Here is a 16,314-nt window from a genome sequence, read left to right as displayed (position 1 = left end):
ACGATCCGACGCCACGGGGCCTCCCGGGCCCGTCGCCCGGGAGGCCCCGGTCCGCTACGGGGCCTGGTGTCCCACGTAGTCGCGCAGGTGCACGGCGGTGAGCGAGTCGCCCTTCGTCACCAGTTCGGCCGGGGTGCCGGTGAACACCACCTGGCCGCCGTCGTGGCCGGCGCCGGGGCCCAGGTCGATGATCCAGTCGGCGTGGGCCATCACCGCCTGGTGGTGCTCGATGACGATGACCGTGTTGCCGTCGTCCACCAGCCGGTCGAGCAGGGCCAGGAGCTGGTCGACGTCGGCCAGGTGCAGGCCGGTGGTGGGCTCGTCCAGCACGTACGTGGTGCCGTTCTTGGCCATGTTGATGGCCAGCTTGAGCCGCTGGCGCTCGCCGCCCGACAGCGTGGTGAGCGGCTGGCCGAGCCCGAGGTAGCCCAGGCCGACCGAGTCGAGACGGTCGAGGATCGTCCTGGCCTGGCCGCTGGGGAAGAACGCGCGCGCCTCGGCCACCGGCATCTCCAGCACCTCGCTGATGTTCTTGCCGCGCAGCCGGTACGTCAGCACCTCCGGCGTGAACCGGCGCCCCTCGCACGCCTCGCACACCGAGGCCACGTCGGCCATCATCGCCAGCTCGGTGTAGATCAGGCCGATGCCCTTGCAGGCCTGGCAGGCGCCCTCGGAGTTCGCGCTGAACAGGGCCGGCTTGACCCCGTTGGCCTTGGCGAACGCCGTGCGGATGGGGTCGAGCACGCCCGTGTACGTGGCCGGGTTGCTGCGCCGCGACCCGCGGATCGGCGACTGGTCGGCGACCACCACCCCCTCGCGGCCGGACACGTACCCGTGGATGAGGGAGCTCTTGCCCGAGCCGGCCACGCCCGTGACGACGGTGAGCACCCCGAGCGGGATGTCCACGTCGACGCCGCGCAGGTTGTGCAGCGTGGCTCCGCGCACCTCCAGCCACCCCTTGGCCGGACGGGCGGAGGCGCGCAGCGCGGCCCGGTGGCCGAGGTAGCGGCCGGTCAGGGTGCCCGAGCCGGGCAGCCCGTCGAGGTCGCCGGCGTAGCAGATGCGGCCGCCGCCGGTGCCCGCGCCGGGACCGAGGTCCACGATGTGGTCGGCGATCTCGATCACCTCGGGCTTGTGCTCGACCACGAGCACGGTGTTGCCCTTGTCGCGGAGCTGGAGCAGCAGGTTGTTCATCCGCTGGATGTCGTGCGGGTGCAGCCCGGCCGTCGGCTCGTCGAAGACGTAGGTGACGTCGGTCAGGCTGGAGGTGAGGTGGCGCACCATCTTCACCCGCTGGGCCTCGCCGCCCGACAGCGTGCCGGACTCGCGGTCGAGGCTGAGGTAGCCGAGGCCGATCTCGACCAGCGAGTCCAGCGTGTCGCGCAGCCCCTGGAGCACCGGGCCGACGCTCGGGTCGCCGATGCCCTTGACGAACTCGGCCAGGTCGTTGATCTGCATGGCCGAGCAGTCGGCGATGTTGCGGCCGTCGATGCGGGAGGACCGGGCGGCCTCGTTCAGGCGCGAGCCGCCGCAGGCGGTGCAGCCGGTCAGCTTGAGCGCCCGGTCGGCGAAGGCGCGCGCCTGCGGCTGCATCGACTCGCGGTCCTTGGCCAGGTACTGGCGCTTGACCTTGGTGACCAGCCCTTCGTAGGTGAAGTTGCTGGTGCCGTACTTGATCTTCGTGGCGGGCTTGTCGAGCAGGTCCGCCCACTGCTCGGGGGTGAAGTCGCGCAGCTTGGTGTCGGGGTCGTACAGGCCCGAGCCGACCATGATCTGCCAGTACCAGGTGTCCACCGCGTACCCGGGGACCTTGATGGCGCCCTCGTTCAGCGACTTGTCCCGGTCCACCAGCTCGTCGACGTCGACGCCGGCGACCCTGCCGAGCCCCTCGCACTCGGGGCACATGCCCTCGGCGCGGTTGAAGCTGAACGCGAACGGCGGCCCCACCTGCGGGGAGCCGAGCCGGCTGAACAGGATCCGGAGCATCGTGTAGGTGTCGGTGGCGGTGCCGACGGTCGAGCGGGCGTTGGCGCCCATCCGCTCCTGGTCCACGATGATCGCCGCGCTGAGGTTCCGCAGCGAGTCCACGTCGGGACGGGCCAGGCTCGGCATGAAGTTCTGGACGAACGTGGTGTACGTCTCGTCGATCAGCCGCCGGGACTCCGCGGCGATCGTGTCGAAGACGAGCGAGGACTTCCCCGAGCCGGACACGCCGGTGAAGACGGTGAGGCGGCGCTTGGGCAGGTCGAGGTCGACGCCGGTGAGGTTGTTCTCGCGGGCGCCGCGTACCTGGATGACGTCGTGGCTGTCGGCGGCGGTGTGATCGGTGGATCGGGTGCGTACGGCGTCGGGCTTGGCGCTGGTGGCCACGGAATCCCTTCTTGTCACATCAAATGGGGAGCGGGTAGGCGATCGTACCGTACGCAGTACGGTCGCCGTGGGCTCCGCGGGAACCGGCGCTCAGCGGGCTCTGGCGATCAGCGACGTGACGAGCGAGGCGGCCAGCGGCAGCAGCGTCAGGCCGATAAGGAAGATCAGCCCGACCGGCCACAACCCCTGCCCGCCCCCGCGCAGCTCGCCCACCACCCCGGCGGCGAAGTGCACGAAGAACGGCGCGGCGGCGACGGCACCCCACAGCGGATGGGGGACGGCCCACGCGGCCAGCCCGGCCAGGACCGCCAGCGCGGCGAAGGCCGGCACAAGCGCCGGGGAGTCGAGGACGTCCTTCGGCGCGCCGGGCGCGACCGCGGGCGCGGTGAGCACGCACACGGTCACGGCGGCGACGCCTCCGGCGATCAGGATCACGGCCCACAGCAGGGCGGAACGCGGCATCTCTCTCCTCACACTGGTCCTGACGGCCAGCATGCCCGCGACGGGGACGGGGACACGAGCGCTCGGATACTCAACCCGGCTGAGGAGAACCGGCAAGCGAATGAGCCTCCAGCCGGGCCGCGGCCGCCGCCGCCGGGTCGCCCGCCGCCGTGTACGCCTCGGCCAGGCTGTCCAGCGCCCCCGCCAGGAACTCCTGCCAGCCCCGCGCGCGCCACAGCCGCACCGACTCCTCCAGGTGCGCGACGGCCTCCTTCACCCGGCCCTCGGCCAGGTCCACCCCGCCCAGCACCCACAGCGCGTCGGCCCGGTGGTGGGCCAGCCGGTGGGAGCGGCTGAGCAGCTCGGCCGCCTCGGCGACCGCCCTGGCCCGCGGGTCGTGGTGGCCGGCGTACAGCTTGGCCAGGGCGACCAGGCCCATCGCCTCCAGCAGCGGGTCGCGGATCTGCCGGTAGATGGCCAGCGCCCGCACCATGTACTCCAGCCCGGCCTCGAACTCCTTGGCGTGGGCGTGGGCGAGACCGAGGAACTGCAGGGTGGTGGCCTCGAAGCGGGGGTTGCCGAGCTTGGCGGCCAGGTCCAGGCCGCGCAGCAGGTGGACGATGGCCATCTTGATGTCCCTGGTGCCGTAGGCGACGGCCATGCACACGTGCGCCCTGGCCTCGCCGCCCTGGTGGCCGCTGCGCTCGGCCAGCTCCAGCGCGATGCGGCCCGAGCGCAGGCCCTGCGCCATGTCGCCCCTGGCCGCCTCGCCCCAGGCGCGCAGCACGTACGCGTCGGACAGGCCGCGCCGCTCGTCCAGCTCGGTGAACATGGCGATCAGGCGTTCGGCGCCGTCGTACTGGGCGGCCATGGCGCCGCCGGTCTCGGTCCAGGTGGTGGCGTGCATGAGGCCGCGCCGGATCACCGCCTCGCCCAGCCGGTCGCCGGCGGCCAGGCAGGCGGCCAGCACCCGCTCGTGCAGCGCCCGCCAGTCGTCGAACAGGCCGCTGACGTCGAAGTAGCGCTCGGCGCAGCAGGCGGTGTCCCAGGCGACCTCGGCCAGGCCGAGCGCGCACGCCTGCCGGATCGCCGCGACCAGCGCGGTGCGCTCGGTGTCGAACCAGGCCATCGGGTCCTGCCGGATGTCCCACGGCGTGCCGTCGGGCGGGCTCCAGCGCGGGGCCGAGCCGTGGATGATGGCCGACGAACTGCCCTGGACACGCTCGGTCGCCTGCTCGGCCAGCGCCAGCCAGCCGCCGAAGGCCCGGCCGAGCGCCGCCGCGACCGCCTCGGGACGGTCCTCCAGCTCGGCGCGCTCGCGGGCGTACAGGCGGACCAGGTCGTGGAAGCGGTAGCGCGGCTGCCCGGCCGGATCGACGCCGCTGATCAGCACGAGCTGGGTGTCCACCAGCGACTCCACCAGCTCCTCGCCCACCGGCACGGGCACGTCCAGCAGCGCGCCCGCCACCCATCCGGCGAAGTCGGGCACCTCCAGCGTGCCGAGCAGCCGGAAGGCCCGCCGCGCGGCCGGTTCCAGCCCCACGTAGCTGAGCGCCAGGCTCGCCCGGACCGCCAGGTCGCCGGTGGCGAACTGGTCGAGCCGCCGGCGCTCGTCCTTGAGCTGCCCGGCCAGGCGGGTCAGCGGCCAGTGCGGGCGGGCCACCAGCCGGGCCCCGGCCACCCGCACGGCCAGCGGGATCCCGTCGGAGAGCCGGACGATCTCCGCCGCCGCCTCCGGCTCGGCCTCCACCCGCCCGGCGCCGGCGATCCTGGACAGCAGGCGCACGCCCTGCCGCAGGTGCAGCACCGACAGCTCGATCAGGGCCGCGCCGGACAGCCCGCTCAGCCTGGCCCTGCTGGTGATGATGACGGCGCAGCCGGACGTGCCCGGCAGCAGCGGGCGCACCTGCTGCTCGGAGGCGGCGTTGTCCAGCACGATCAGCATGCGCCGCTCGGCCAGGCTGCTGCGGAACAGCGCGGCCCGCTCGTCCACGCTCTCGGGCAGCGTGGAGCGCGGCACGCCGAGCGCGGTGAGGAAGGCGGCCAGCACCTGGCCGGGGTCGGCGGGGCTGGCCTCGGCGCCGTGCAGGTTCGTGTGCAGCTGGCCGTCGGGGTAGTGGCGGGCGATGCGGTGCGCGGCGTGCACGGCCAGCGTGGTCTTGCCGACGCCGCCCATGCCCGCGATCACGCACACCCGCACCTGGCCGGGGCCCTGCGGCTCGTCGCCGAGCAGGGCGGTGAGCTGGGCGAGCTGCTCGCCGCGTCCGGTGAAGTCGGATATGTCGGTCGGGAGCTGGGCGGGGGAGCGCGCCGCGGGCCCGGCGGCGCCCGAGGCCGGGTCGAGGGTGCCGGTGAGGATGGCCTGGTGCAGGCGGTTGAGCTCGGCGCCGGGGTCGAGGCCCAGCTCGGCGGCGAACACCCGGCGGGCCTCGCGGTAGCTGGCCAGCGCCTCGGCCTGCCGCCCCGACCGGGCCAGGGCGAGCATGAGCTGGCGGCGCGGGCGTTCGCGCAGCGGGTGCTCGGCGACCAGCTCGGTCAGCTCCGCGATGAGCACGGCGTGCAGGCCCCGGGCCAGGTCCGCCTCGATCCGGTGCTCCAGGGCCGCCAGGCGCTCCTCCTCCAGGCGGCGGGCGTGGTCGCGCAGCCCGGCGGTGAGGTTCAGCCCCGCGTAGGCGGGCCCGCGCCACAGCTCCAGCGCCTGCCGCAGCAGCGTGGCGGCCTGTTCGTGGTCGCCGCCGGACAGCGCGTCGCCGCCGCGGCCGGCCAGGGTCTCGAAGCGTTCGGCGTCCAGCTCGCCGGGGTGCACGGCCAGCACGAAACCGGCGTCGGTGCGGGTGATGCGGTCCTGGCCGAGCGTCCGGCGGAGCTGGTGGACGTACAGGCGGAGGTTGTCGGCGGCGGTGCGCGGCGGGCGCTGCTCCCACAGGGCCTCGACGAGCGTGGCGGGGGAGACGGGGCGGCCGGCCCGGCACAGGAGCTCGGCCAGCAGGGTGCGCTGCTTGCCGACGCCGAGCGGCAGCGGCCCTTGGTCATCCGAGACGTGAAGCGGCCCAAGTACGGCGAACTCCATCGCGCTCCCCGCGAGGACGTTGGTGCACAAGGAAGATCAAAGCTGCTTCAATGTGCATCAACGTCCGACTCCCGTCAACCCTGCGCCGACCGGGAGAAAAGGGCACCGGCGGGAGCCTTTCGTGGTAGCTCCCGCCGGTGGTTCATCCTAGGTCACGGGTGGCCGAAGGCGACCACCGAAAGGAAGTACGCGTACGCGATGCGGCGACATGTCCCCTTGAAGAAGTAGTGGGAGCACACGCCCCAGTACAGGACGTAATAGAAGATGTAGTCCACCTGGTACTTGCTATGGATATACCCCATATTGCGCAGGGCGTACCCGTAGTCGTGCATCATGCACGCCTGGCGGAAGTCGTAGCCGAGCGGCTTGTCGGGTGACTTGGTGCAGTAGTCGTAGTACACGCCGCGCACCCACCACCCGGCCGGCGTCTTCTTCCACTGCACGTAACGCCAGCTCCCGTGGTAGTAGGCGTAGCTGACGCCGCAGTGGTTGAAGGCGAAGTGCCAGAAGTTGGTGCACCAGTACCACTTCTTGCCGTCCAGGTCGGCGTTGGAGGTCGGCGACTGGTTGGCGTAGTCGTAGGCGTTGGCGCTGCCGCCCTCCACCGGGTCGGTCTGCAGGAACCGCCCGAGTCTCGGCTGGTAGAGCCGCACGCCCATGAGGATCGTGCCGTCGGGGGTGTCGGCGGCCCGCTCGGCCGCGCCGTGCCAGCCGTAGCGCATCGCGGGCTGACCGGCGCGCGGGTTGCCGAACTCGTCGAAGTCCAGCGCCAGCGGCACGCCGCCGGCGTAGACCACGTTGATGTCGTCGTGCAGGTTCGTCAGCTGGAGCCGCACGTCCCCGGTCGCCGAGGTGACCGCGGCCAGGCCGCCGGAGATGGAGTGCACGTTCCTGGTGACCGCGCCGCCCTCCACGACCCAGGCGGGCGTGTCGTCGTCGGCGTCGAAGTGCTCGACCCGCCTGCCGGCCGCGCTCCACGTGCCGCCGGACAGCTGCTCCAGCGTGGTGGTGTTGCGGCGCAGCTCCGGATCCAGCGTGTACGACTGCCGCACCGCCCCCGACGTCATCTGCCGGACCAGGTCGGTGGTGTAGTACTCCGCCTTCAGCCCGGCCGGCGTGGCCGTGGTGCGGCCGTAGGCGTCGTACTCGTAGCCGGCGTCGGCCAGCCGGTCGCCGCCGTCGTAGGCGTGGTTCTCGGTGACCGCCCCCGAGCCGTCGCAGGCGCTCGTCGTCAGGCCCGTCCTGTTGGAGTTGGCGTCGTAGCCGTAGGCCCGGCGCGAGCACACGCCGCTCACGGTGTCGTCCACCGAGGCGATCCTGCCCAGCTTGTCGTAGCCGATCCGCTGGGCGGACAGCCCGTTGTGGCTCACCTGCTGGCCGTGGATCGACCAGGTCACCGAGTCGTCCAGCAGCCGCGCCCCCGCCGCGGTCCGGTAGACCCGCGAGACCGGCGCGCCGGACGGGTCCCGGGCCAGGTCGTAGGACAGGCCGCCGGGCAGGTTCTCGTGGCTGATCGAGCCGTCCACGGTGTACGTGGCGGTGAACGTCCCGGCCACCGAGTCGGTCATGGTGGACAGCGCGCCGCGCACGTCGTCGTAGGCGTAGGTGACCGTCGAGGGCGCGCCGTCGGTCTTCCTGGTGATGCGGTCGAGGGCGTCGTACTCGACCCTGGTCACGCCGCCGTCGGCGTCGGTGTAGGACGTCTGGCGGCCCAGCGCGTCGTACTCGCGGGTGATCGAGGTGCCGTTGGAGGCCGTCGTCCTGACCGCCCGGCCGGCCGCGTCGTAGACGGTGCTCACCTCCGGCACCGCCGTCCCGGCGCCGCCGGACACGACGGTCTTCACGATGTCGCCCGCCGGGTTGTACGTGGTCGTCGTCGTCCTGGTCACCCCGTTGGCCGTCTCGGTCACCGACGACACGCGGCCGCCGGGCTCGTAGGCGTACACCTTGGTGACCAGCTCGGCCGGACGGGTGCCGCTGTCGCCGACGCCCGTCTTGGACCTCGTCCGGCACAGCTGCCCGGCCCACTCGGCCTTGCCGCCGCACGCGCCGGCGCCGTCGGCGGTGTAGTACTCGCTGGTCGTGGTGCCCGCGTCGTCGCCCGACGACTTCGGCATCGTGGTGGCCACCACCCGGCCGTCGGCGTCGTACGTCGTGGTCTTGGTGATCGCCAGGCCGCCGGGGTCCTCCACCGTCCTGACGCTCTTGCCGGTGTTCCAGTCGTAGTACGTCCGGCTCGTCCGCACGTCGGCGTCGGCGGTCGCGCCGGGCACGTACGCGCCCACCGCCACCGTCGTGGCCAGGTTCGACACCTTGGCGTCGGCCGGACGGCCCTCGTCGAAGGTGTTGACCGTGTGCTTCCTGGCCGCGACCTGCGTGCCGTTCAGCGTGACCAGGTGCAGCGGGCCCAGCTCGGAGACCATCCGCTGCCCGTCGGAGCTGTAGGCGGACTCCTCGGCCAGCAGCCGCGCCCGGTCGGCGGGCGAGGCGTTGAGCAGCCCGAGCCGGGTCAGCTCGGCGCCCGCGTCCGGCGTCTGGGCGAGGGCGAGCGCCCGGTTGCCGGCCGACAGCGACAACACCGTGTTGCCCTGCGCGTCGTACTGGCTGGTGGAGACCGCGCCGCCGGGCTCCACCCGGTTGACCGTCTGCCCGGAGGCGTTCAGGTAGGTGATCGTGGCGCGGCCGTAGTCGGAGGCGGCCAGGCCGCCGCGGCCGGTGTGGTTGGCCGGCACCTGGTCGGCCGGGAAGATCGCGGTCGCGTCCACCGGGGAGTCGCTCTGCCCCCAGGCGGCCGTGGCCGTCTCGCTCATCCCGTACGGCGCCCCCGTCCCGCTGATCGGCACGTCGTAGACCACCGACGTGACCGCGGTGCCGTTCGTCTCGCTCGGCGTGCCGGGCCGCAGCGTCGGACGGGAGACGGCGAGCAGCATGCCGTCCGCGGCGGTGTCGGCGTTGCCGGCCTTGCCGTAGGCGAACGTCCACGGCAGCTCGCCGGGCGGGGTGTAGCGGTTCACCCGGCCGCCGAGGTCGTAGTCGTAGCGCGTCCTGATGTCGGGGGTGGCCGGGTTCCACTGCTCGCGCAGGCGGCCCAGGTCGTCGTAGCGGTACTCCGACAGGCCCAGCGGCGCGCTCGCGCCGCCCTCCCACAGGCTGATCGCCTTGACCTGCCCGGCCACGTCGCCGAGCTGCGCGCCCGCGGTCGTGGTGGTGGCGTAGTCCAGCTTGATCAGGCGGCAGCCCTGCGGCAGGCTCGCCAGCGTGTCCACGTCGCAGTCGGCCTGCGTGTACGACGGCGCGATGATCTTGACGGGCCGGGCCAGCGCCTTGCCGTCCGAGCCGGTCACCGACTGCCACACGAACGCCGTGCTGCCCTTGCCGCTGGCCGGGTAGACCGCCCGCACCAGGTAGATCGGCGCGGCGGCGTCCACCTTGGCGAACACCGTGCGCTCGGCCGAGTTCGCGTCCGACAGGGTGTAGCGGTCGGCCGCGGCGTCGAAGGTGAGCTTCAGGCTCGCCGCGTCCTGCTGCGGCTCGTACGAGCCGTCGGCGTTCTTGGTGAAGGCCACCGCCGAGCCCTCGCCGCTCAGCTCGACCGAGGTGGCGGAGGTGGCCCGGAGCTGGGCGAACGTGCCCTGCCCCGACTGGGCGAGCCCGGTCGGCGTCCACTCGGTGCCGAAGATCGCCGCCACGCCCGGCAGCGCCGAGCCCTTGCGCGGGTCACGCGAGGAGAACGAGCGCATCAGGCCGATGCCGTACACGTTGGCGTCCGTGGCGGCCATCCTGAAGTCGCCGGTCAGCGTGTTGACCGAGCCGGGGCCGACGGGCTGGGTGGAGGCGCCCTCGCCGTCCCGGTCCACGATCAGGTCCACCGGCTGGGAGGCGGCCGTGCCCGAGGAGGTGACGAACTCGGCCCTGATCTCGATCGAGCCGTCCTCGGCCAGCGTGTGCGTGGTGTCCCAGACCAGCTCGGGCGAGGCGCCCGCGCTCATCGCCACCGGCCAGGCGACCGCCGACCCGTCGGACTTCCTGCGCACGTCGGCCGCCGGCACCTGGTGCCAGGAGTCGGCCTCGCCGCGCCGGTAGGAGAAGGCGACCGCGCTCAGCCCCGCGCTGCCGGTGGCGGCGAGGACCGTCCGGCGGGCGGTGGACTGCCCGTCCTTGGGCGAGGTGACCGCCGAGCCGCCCGCGTTGAACGCGTACGTCGTCGCCTCCGACAGGTTGCCCGCCTTGTCCTTGACCCACGCCTTGAGCGTGTGCGGGCCGTCGGCGGGCGGCGTCCAGCTCACCGTGTGCGGGGAGCCGGTGTTGGCGGCGGACTGCTGGGCGCCGCCGTCGAACGACCACAACACCGCGGACGCGTCGGCCGAACCCGGCGTGATGGTGAACCGGCCGGCCTGACCGGCGCCCTTGGCCCAGGCGTCCTGCGGGTAGTCGCCGGAGGACACCTCGGGGGCGGGCGGCGGGGCGGCGTCCACCGTGAAGGCGAACCACGCCGACCAGGGGCCGTAGTCGGTGCCGTCGTGCGAGCGCACCCGCCAGGCGTACGACGTGCTCGCCAGGGCCGTGCCGGCCTTCCAGGAGGCGGTGGCGCCGTTCGCCACGTTCGCGGCCGAGCCGCCGGTCACCTTGGTCGCGTGGTCGGCCGTCCATATCTCGAAGTCGGCCCGCTGCGCCTGCCCGTCGGCGTCGCTCACCTTGGCCGACAGCGTCGGCTGCGCCGCGCCCACCACGGCCGGGCTGGCGCACACCGAGCAGGGCGCGACGGCCAGGGCCGACGGCGTGCCCGGCAGCGAGTTGTAGGTGATCGCGATGTTGGGGTTGTTGGCGAAGCGCTTCCAGTAGTAGTTGTCGGTCTCGCTGCCGGCCTTGACCATGAAGGTGACCGACGTGCCGTTCGCGCTCACCACGCTCTGCACGGCGCCGGTGACGTCCCAGCCGACCCAGGCCGCCGGGCAGCTCGACGCGCCGCCCTGACCGGCCGACGACCAGCCGTAGGCGACGTTCTTGGCGCCGATGTTCAGGTTCGAGGCGGGCTGGTTGTTCCACGTCGTGCCCGAGCCGACGGCCGCGGTCCTGTGCAGCTCGACGTTCCGCGCCGAGCAGGACCAGGCCCACGTCTCCTTGATGTTGAACGTGGCCGCCGTGATGTGCTTGCCGGCCAGGCCCGACAGGCCCATGTTGAAGAACGAGCGCCGCTTGTAGCCGCCGCCGTTGCTGGTGCCGGCCGTCGCGTCGTTCGCCGAGTTCCAGTACGCGCTGGAGGGATAGGCCGAGTCCACGTACGTCCAGCCGGACTTGGCCGAGGTGAAGCTCGGGTCGATCGTCACCGGGTAGACCGTGGCGGGGTCGGCCAGCAGCGCGGCGTCGGGGGTGACGCGCAGCTCGCGGCCCGACAGCCGCACGCCCATCCTGGCCCGCCGGCCCGGCTGGGCGGCCAGCGCCGGGGTGGCCGGGTTGCGGGTCATGGCCGACTCGGTGGCGGCGTCCCACATCTCCGGCGCCGCCGAGCCGAACACCGGCTCGCCCTCGGCGTCGAGGACCGAGACGTTGCCGTGCCTGTCGGCCCTGACCTCGCCCTTCTTCACCGACGTGGCGAACGTCAGCTCCTTCAGCGCCGGGTTCGCCGCGGCCTGCCGGGTCCTGACGACGAGCTTCTCGGCGAAGCCGTCCACGTCCGCGGTCAGCACCAGGTCCACGCCCGGCAGCACGTCGGGGTAGGTGGCGGTGGCGCCGTCCAGCACCGGCTTGGGCAGGGCCCCGAGCGGCGTGCCGAGGGTGAGCCGGGTGCCCCGCTCGGTGGCGGTGACCAGCGGGCCGTCGCCGCCGCCGGAGAAGCTGTAGGACACCGCGGCGGCCTTCGGCGCGACCGTGCCGTCCTGGCCCGCCGTGAGCGTCGGGTCGGCGGGCACCCACGCCTCGCCCCGCCTGACCCGGACCGGGCGGTAGCGGTGCTCCTGGGTGACCGTGCCGGCCGGGTTGACGTAGAACTCGTCGGTCTCGGTGGTCAGCGAGACCGCCCTGATCCGCTTGCCGCAGACCGCGGCGGCCAGCCGGGCGGAGATCTCGGTGGGCATCTCGTCCGGGCAGGCGACCGCCGCCTGGGCCTTGGCGGGCGCGGGCGGGGCGGCCCGCGCGGGGAGCGGCACGAGGGCCGTTGACGTCAGCAACAGGACGACGAGCGGCGGTAAGGGAGTCAGCCGCCTGGGTTTCTTCAACACCGTCCAACCTCCGCGGGGGGTGTAAGGCCGTTCGGTGCTCAGCGTGAGCAGCGGCTGTATAGGCGGCGTATAGATCCCGTAGGCGGCCAAAACCGGTTGCGGCGCGGCGCCGGCGGCTGTTGTACTTCCCGGCGGCACCGATCGCCGGACGAAGGAGCGGATCGATGAGGACAGCGTCCATGACCTCCCAGCACAGGACACCCACCTATCCAGAGGGCATGACGCTTCTTGAGATCCCCGCTCACCAGGACACGTCCGCATGTAACTAGCCCCGCCCGGCAGGCCCTGCGCCACCTGCGGCCGGCCCCGCGCGCCGCGCTCGCGCTGGGCGCCGCCACCGCCGCGGCCACCGCGCTGCCGCTGGCCGCGCCGCACGTCACCCGCCGCTTCGTCGACGACGCCGTCGCCGGCGCCGGGCTGCGCCACCTGATCGTCATCGCGCTCGGATATCTCGGCCTGGCCGCCGCCGGTCAGGCGGCCCGCATGGCCGCCGCCTGGCTCGCCGGCCGCCTGGCCTGGGACGGCACCAACCGCCTGCGCGAACACCTGGCCGGGCACGCGCTCGGCCTCGACCTGGCCTTCCACGCCCGCCACTCGCCCGGCGAGCTGATCGAACGCGTCGACGGCGACGTGGCGGCCGTGGCCGACTTCGTCGTGGCCTTCGTGCTCGACGTCGTGGCCGGGCTGCTGCTGCTGGCCGGCGTGCTCGCCGTCGTGCTCGCCGTCGACTGGCGGCTGGGCGCGGCGCTCCTGGCCTACTGCCTGCTGACCGGCCTCGCCATGGCGGGCGCGCAGCGGCTCGCCGTGCCGTCGGCGACCCGGTCGCGGGAGGCGAGCGCCGCGCTCTACGGCCACCTCGAAGAGCGGCTGGCCGGGGCCGAGGACCTGCGGGCCAACGGCGCGGGCCGGCACGCGCTCGGCCGCTTCCACCAGGTCGCCGCGGCCTGGTTCCGCGCCGAGTGGCACGGCTCGCGCATCGCGGGCGGCCTGCTCGCGGCCACCAACGTGGCGTTCGCGGCCGGGACCGCGCTGATACTCGCCCTGGCCGCCTGGCTGCTGGACGCCGGGGCGCTCACGGTCGGCACCGCCGTGCTGCTCTTCCAGTACACCCTGATGATCCGCACGCCGTTCGAGCGGCTGATCGACCAGCTCAGGCAGTTCCAGGGGGCGCTGGCCGGGTTCGCCCGCATCGGCTCCCTGCTGGCCGAGCGGCCCGCGCTGCCCGTCCACGCCGCGCCCCGGCCGCTGCCCGCCTCGGGCGCGCTCGGCCTGCGCCTGGACGACGTGAGCTTCGCCTACCCCGACGACGGCGAGAGCGCGCTGTCGGGCATCACCCTCACCCTGGCCCCCGGCGAACGCCTGGGCCTGGTGGGACGCACCGGCAGCGGCAAGACCACCCTCGCCAAGCTGCTGCTGCGCCTGTACGACCCGACCGGCGGCACGGTCGAGATCGGCGGCCTCGACCTGCGCGAGTGCGACCCCGAGTCGCTGCGCCGCCGGGTCGGCGTGGTCACCCAGGACGTCCGGCTGTTCGACGGCAGCGTCCGCGACAACCTCACCCTGTTCGGCGCCCTGACCTCCGCCCACGACGACGCCCGCCTGCTGGAGGTGCTGGACGGGGTGGGGCTCGGGGGCCGGCTGGCCGCGCTGCCCGGCGGGCTCGACGGCGAGCCGGGCGGCCTGTCGGCGGGGGAGGCCCAGTTGCTCGCCTTCGCGCGGGCCTTCCTGGCCGACCCCGGCCTGGTGATCCTGGACGAGGCGTCCAGCAGGCTCGACCCGGCCACAGAACGGCACGTCGAGGACGGCGTACGGCGGCTGCTGGACGGGCGGACCGGCGTGCTCATCGCGCACCGGCTCTCCTCGCTGGCGCACGTGGACAAGATCGCCGTGCTGGAACGCGGCAAGCTCGTCGAGTACGGCCGCCGCGCCGACCTGGCCGCCGACCCCGCCAGCAGGTTCGGCCGGCTCCTGGACGCCGCGGGGGTGAGCCGGTGAGCGCCCGCCGGGCCCTGGGCGTGGCGGGCCGCCTGATCGGCTTCGACGTGCGCCTGTACGTGCTGCAGATCCTGCTGTGGCTGCCGGTCCACGTGCTGCCGCTCGGCGGCGGTCTCGTGCTGCGGCAGCTCTTCGACCAGATCAGCGGGCACAGCCCGGCGACGTTGCGGCAGTCGTTGTGGCTGTGCGCGGCGTTCGCGGGCGTCGAGCTGGTCCGCGGGATCGTCCTGCTGTTCGCCTGGTCCTACGGCTCCTGCTGGTGGGACGCGGCGGCCACGCTGCTGCGCGCCAACGTGCTGGGCTCGGTGCTGACCGCGCGCGGCCCGGTCGCCGCCCGGCTGCCGCGCTCCCCGGGCGAGTCGCTGGCCCGGCTGCGCGACGACGTGGCCGAGCTGGTCGAGCTCGCCGACGAGTCGGTCCCCCTGGCCGGAGGCGTGCTGTTCGGCGGGGCGGCGCTGGCGGTCATGGTCTCGATCGACCCCGTCGTCACGGTGACGCTGGTCGTGCCGATGCTCGCGATCGGCGTGCTGAGCAGGCTCATGGGACGGGTGGTCAGACGGCGGCACCAGCGGGCCAGGGAGCTGGGCGCGGGCGTGACGGCCTTCGTCGGCGAGCTGTTCGGCGGCGTGCTCGTGCTGAAGACGGCCGGGGCCGAGCGGGCCGCGCTGGACCGCCTGCGCGCGCTCAACGCCCGCCGCCGGGACGCCGCCGTACGCAGCCGCCTGGCCACCGACCTGCTGGAGGCCGCCACCGGCACCACGGTCGAGCTGGGCGTCGGCGTCGTGCTGCTGCTGGCCGCCGGGGCGATGCGGCGCGGCGAGTTCACCGTGGGCGACCTCGCGCTGTTCACCAGCTACGTCGGCTGGCTGACCGCGCTGCCGCGCACCATCGGCTCCGTCCTGTACCGCCTGCCCCGAGCGGACGTCTCCGCCGGACGCCTGACCGCCCTGCTCGCCCCCCACCAGGGCACCTCCGACCTGACCCGCGTCCACCCCGCCCCGCTCGCGCCTGCGGACGGGGCGCCCGCCAGCCCCGCTCCCCGCCTCCCCCCTCCGGCTGAGCCGTCGCGGCGCGGCGAGGGGGCGGCCGGGCCGACGGCGCTGGAGGTGCTGGAAGCGCGCGGGCTGAGCGTGCGGCACCCCGGTGGGCGCGGGGTGCACGACGTGGACCTGACGCTGCGGCGCGGCACGTTCACCGTCGTCACCGGGGCCGTCGGCGCGGGCAAGACCACGCTCGTGCGCGCCCTGCTCGGCCTGCTCCCCCTGGACGCCGGGACGATCACCTGGAACGGCCGCCCGGTGACCGACCCCGGCGCGTTCCTCGTGCCGGGACGGGCGGCGTACGCGAGCCAGATCCCGCGCCTGTTCTCCGAGACCCTGCGCGAGAACCTGCTCCTCGGCCTGCCCGCGGACGACGCCGACCTGGCCCGCGCCCTGGAGCTGGCCGCCTTCGAGGACGACCTGGCCGCCATGCCGGACGGCCTGGAGACCGTCGTCGGCCCCCGGGGCGTGCGCCTGTCGGGCGGCCAGGTGCAGCGCGCCACCGCCGCCCGCGCCCTGGTCCGCGCCCCGGACCTGCTCGTCGTGGACGACGTGTCGTCCGCCCTGGACGTCGGGACCGAGAACCTGCTGTGGGAGCGCGTCGCCCGGCACGGCCCCGCCACGCTGCTGGTGGTCTCCTCCCGCCGGGCCGCGCTCGAACGCGCCGACCAGGTGGTCGTCCTCGACCGCGGCCGCGTCGCGGGCCGCGGGCCGCTGGGGGAGCTGCTGGGGACGTGTCCCGAGATGCGCAGAATATGGAACGCAGAACCGATCGAGGAACGAGGGACCACATGAGGATCGACCGCCTGGACCACCTGGTGCTGACCGTCGCCGACGTCGAGGCCGCGGTGCGCTTCTACACCGCGGTGCTGGGGATGGAGGCGGTGACGTTCGGCGAGGGGCGGCAGGCGCTGGCGTTCGGGCAGAGCAAGATCAACCTGCACCAGGCGGGACGCGAGTTCGAGCCGAAGGCGGCCCGGCCCGTGCCGGGCAGCGCCGACCTGTGCCTGATCACCGCCGACCCCGTCGAGACGGTCATGGACGAGCTGGCCCGCCACGGCGTCGGGATCGAGGAGGGCCCGGTGGAGCGGACCGGAGCGCTCGGCCCCATCAGGAGCGTCTACCTGCGGGACCCCGACGGGAACCTGGTCGAGCTCAGCAACTACCTCTGAGCGGCCCC

The 16,314-nt window shown here is 73.8% G+C and carries 7 protein-coding genes; 3 read left to right on the top strand and 4 right to left on the bottom strand.

Translation table 11 applies throughout. From position 1 onward, the window contains the following. Positions 1-54: 54 nt before the first annotated feature. The 4 genes from ACIBQ8_RS35005 to ACIBQ8_RS34990 all read right to left on the bottom strand — a co-directional run bounded on the left by ACIBQ8_RS35005 (position 55) and on the right by ACIBQ8_RS34990 (position 12,099). Positions 55-2,370, bottom strand: a complete 2,316-nt coding sequence (locus ACIBQ8_RS35005) for an ATP-binding cassette domain-containing protein (RefSeq protein ID WP_397194117.1) — start codon at positions 2,368-2,370, stop codon at positions 55-57. A gap of 90 nt (positions 2,371-2,460) precedes the next feature. Continuing rightward, a complete protein-coding gene (locus tag ACIBQ8_RS35000) occupies positions 2,461-2,832 on the bottom strand; it encodes a hypothetical protein (protein ID WP_397177260.1) in 372 nt (123 codons plus the stop codon). A 70-nt stretch (positions 2,833-2,902) separates the two neighbouring features. Next, positions 2,903-5,881 carry a BTAD domain-containing putative transcriptional regulator gene (locus ACIBQ8_RS34995; protein WP_397194116.1) on the bottom strand — a complete coding sequence of 993 codons (2,979 nt, stop codon included), beginning with the start codon at positions 5,879-5,881 and terminating at the stop codon, positions 2,903-2,905. Positions 5,882-6,033: 152 nt separating this feature from the next. After that, positions 6,034-12,099: a phospholipase A2 gene (locus ACIBQ8_RS34990; RefSeq protein ID WP_397194115.1), complete on the bottom strand. Its 6,066-nt coding sequence runs from the start codon at positions 12,097-12,099 to the stop codon at positions 6,034-6,036. A 228-nt stretch (positions 12,100-12,327) separates the two neighbouring features. Here ACIBQ8_RS34990 and ACIBQ8_RS34985 point away from each other — a divergent pair, with 228 nt between their 5' ends. Genes ACIBQ8_RS34985 through ACIBQ8_RS34975 form a run of 3 tightly spaced genes read left to right on the top strand, consistent with a single transcriptional unit; the run spans position 12,328 to position 16,306 of the window. Continuing rightward, positions 12,328-14,094: an ABC transporter ATP-binding protein gene (locus ACIBQ8_RS34985; RefSeq protein WP_397194114.1), complete on the top strand. Its 1,767-nt coding sequence runs from the start codon at positions 12,328-12,330 to the stop codon at positions 14,092-14,094. Next, positions 14,091-15,929, top strand: a complete 1,839-nt coding sequence (locus ACIBQ8_RS34980) for an ABC transporter ATP-binding protein (protein ID WP_397194113.1) — start codon at positions 14,091-14,093, stop codon at positions 15,927-15,929. The genes ACIBQ8_RS34985 and ACIBQ8_RS34980 overlap by 4 nt, the downstream gene beginning before the upstream one ends. Continuing rightward, complete coding sequence (locus tag ACIBQ8_RS34975; protein ID WP_397194112.1) at positions 15,926-16,306, top strand: VOC family protein; 381 nt, start codon at positions 15,926-15,928, stop codon at positions 16,304-16,306. Before ACIBQ8_RS34980 ends, ACIBQ8_RS34975 begins: the two co-directional genes overlap by 4 nt. Positions 16,307-16,314 lie beyond the last annotated feature (8 nt).

The sequence above is a fragment of the Nonomuraea sp. NPDC049646 genome (assembly GCF_044465525.1).
Classification (GTDB): Bacteria; Actinomycetota; Actinomycetes; order Streptosporangiales; family Streptosporangiaceae; genus Nonomuraea.
The sequence above is the reverse complement of the archived record's forward strand: the minus strand, read 5'-3'. Positions and strand labels throughout refer to the sequence as shown.

Coding starts and splice junctions, on each gene's coding strand:
- ACIBQ8_RS34995 (WP_397194116.1), bottom strand. CDS start 5,881: ATGGAGTTCGCCGTACTTGGGCCGCTTCACGTCTCGGATGACCAAGGG.
- ACIBQ8_RS35000 (WP_397177260.1), bottom strand. CDS start 2,832: ATGCCGCGTTCCGCCCTGCTGTGGGCCGTGATCCTGATCGCCGGAGGC.
- ACIBQ8_RS34975 (WP_397194112.1), top strand. CDS start 15,926: ATGAGGATCGACCGCCTGGACCACCTGGTGCTGACCGTCGCCGACGTC.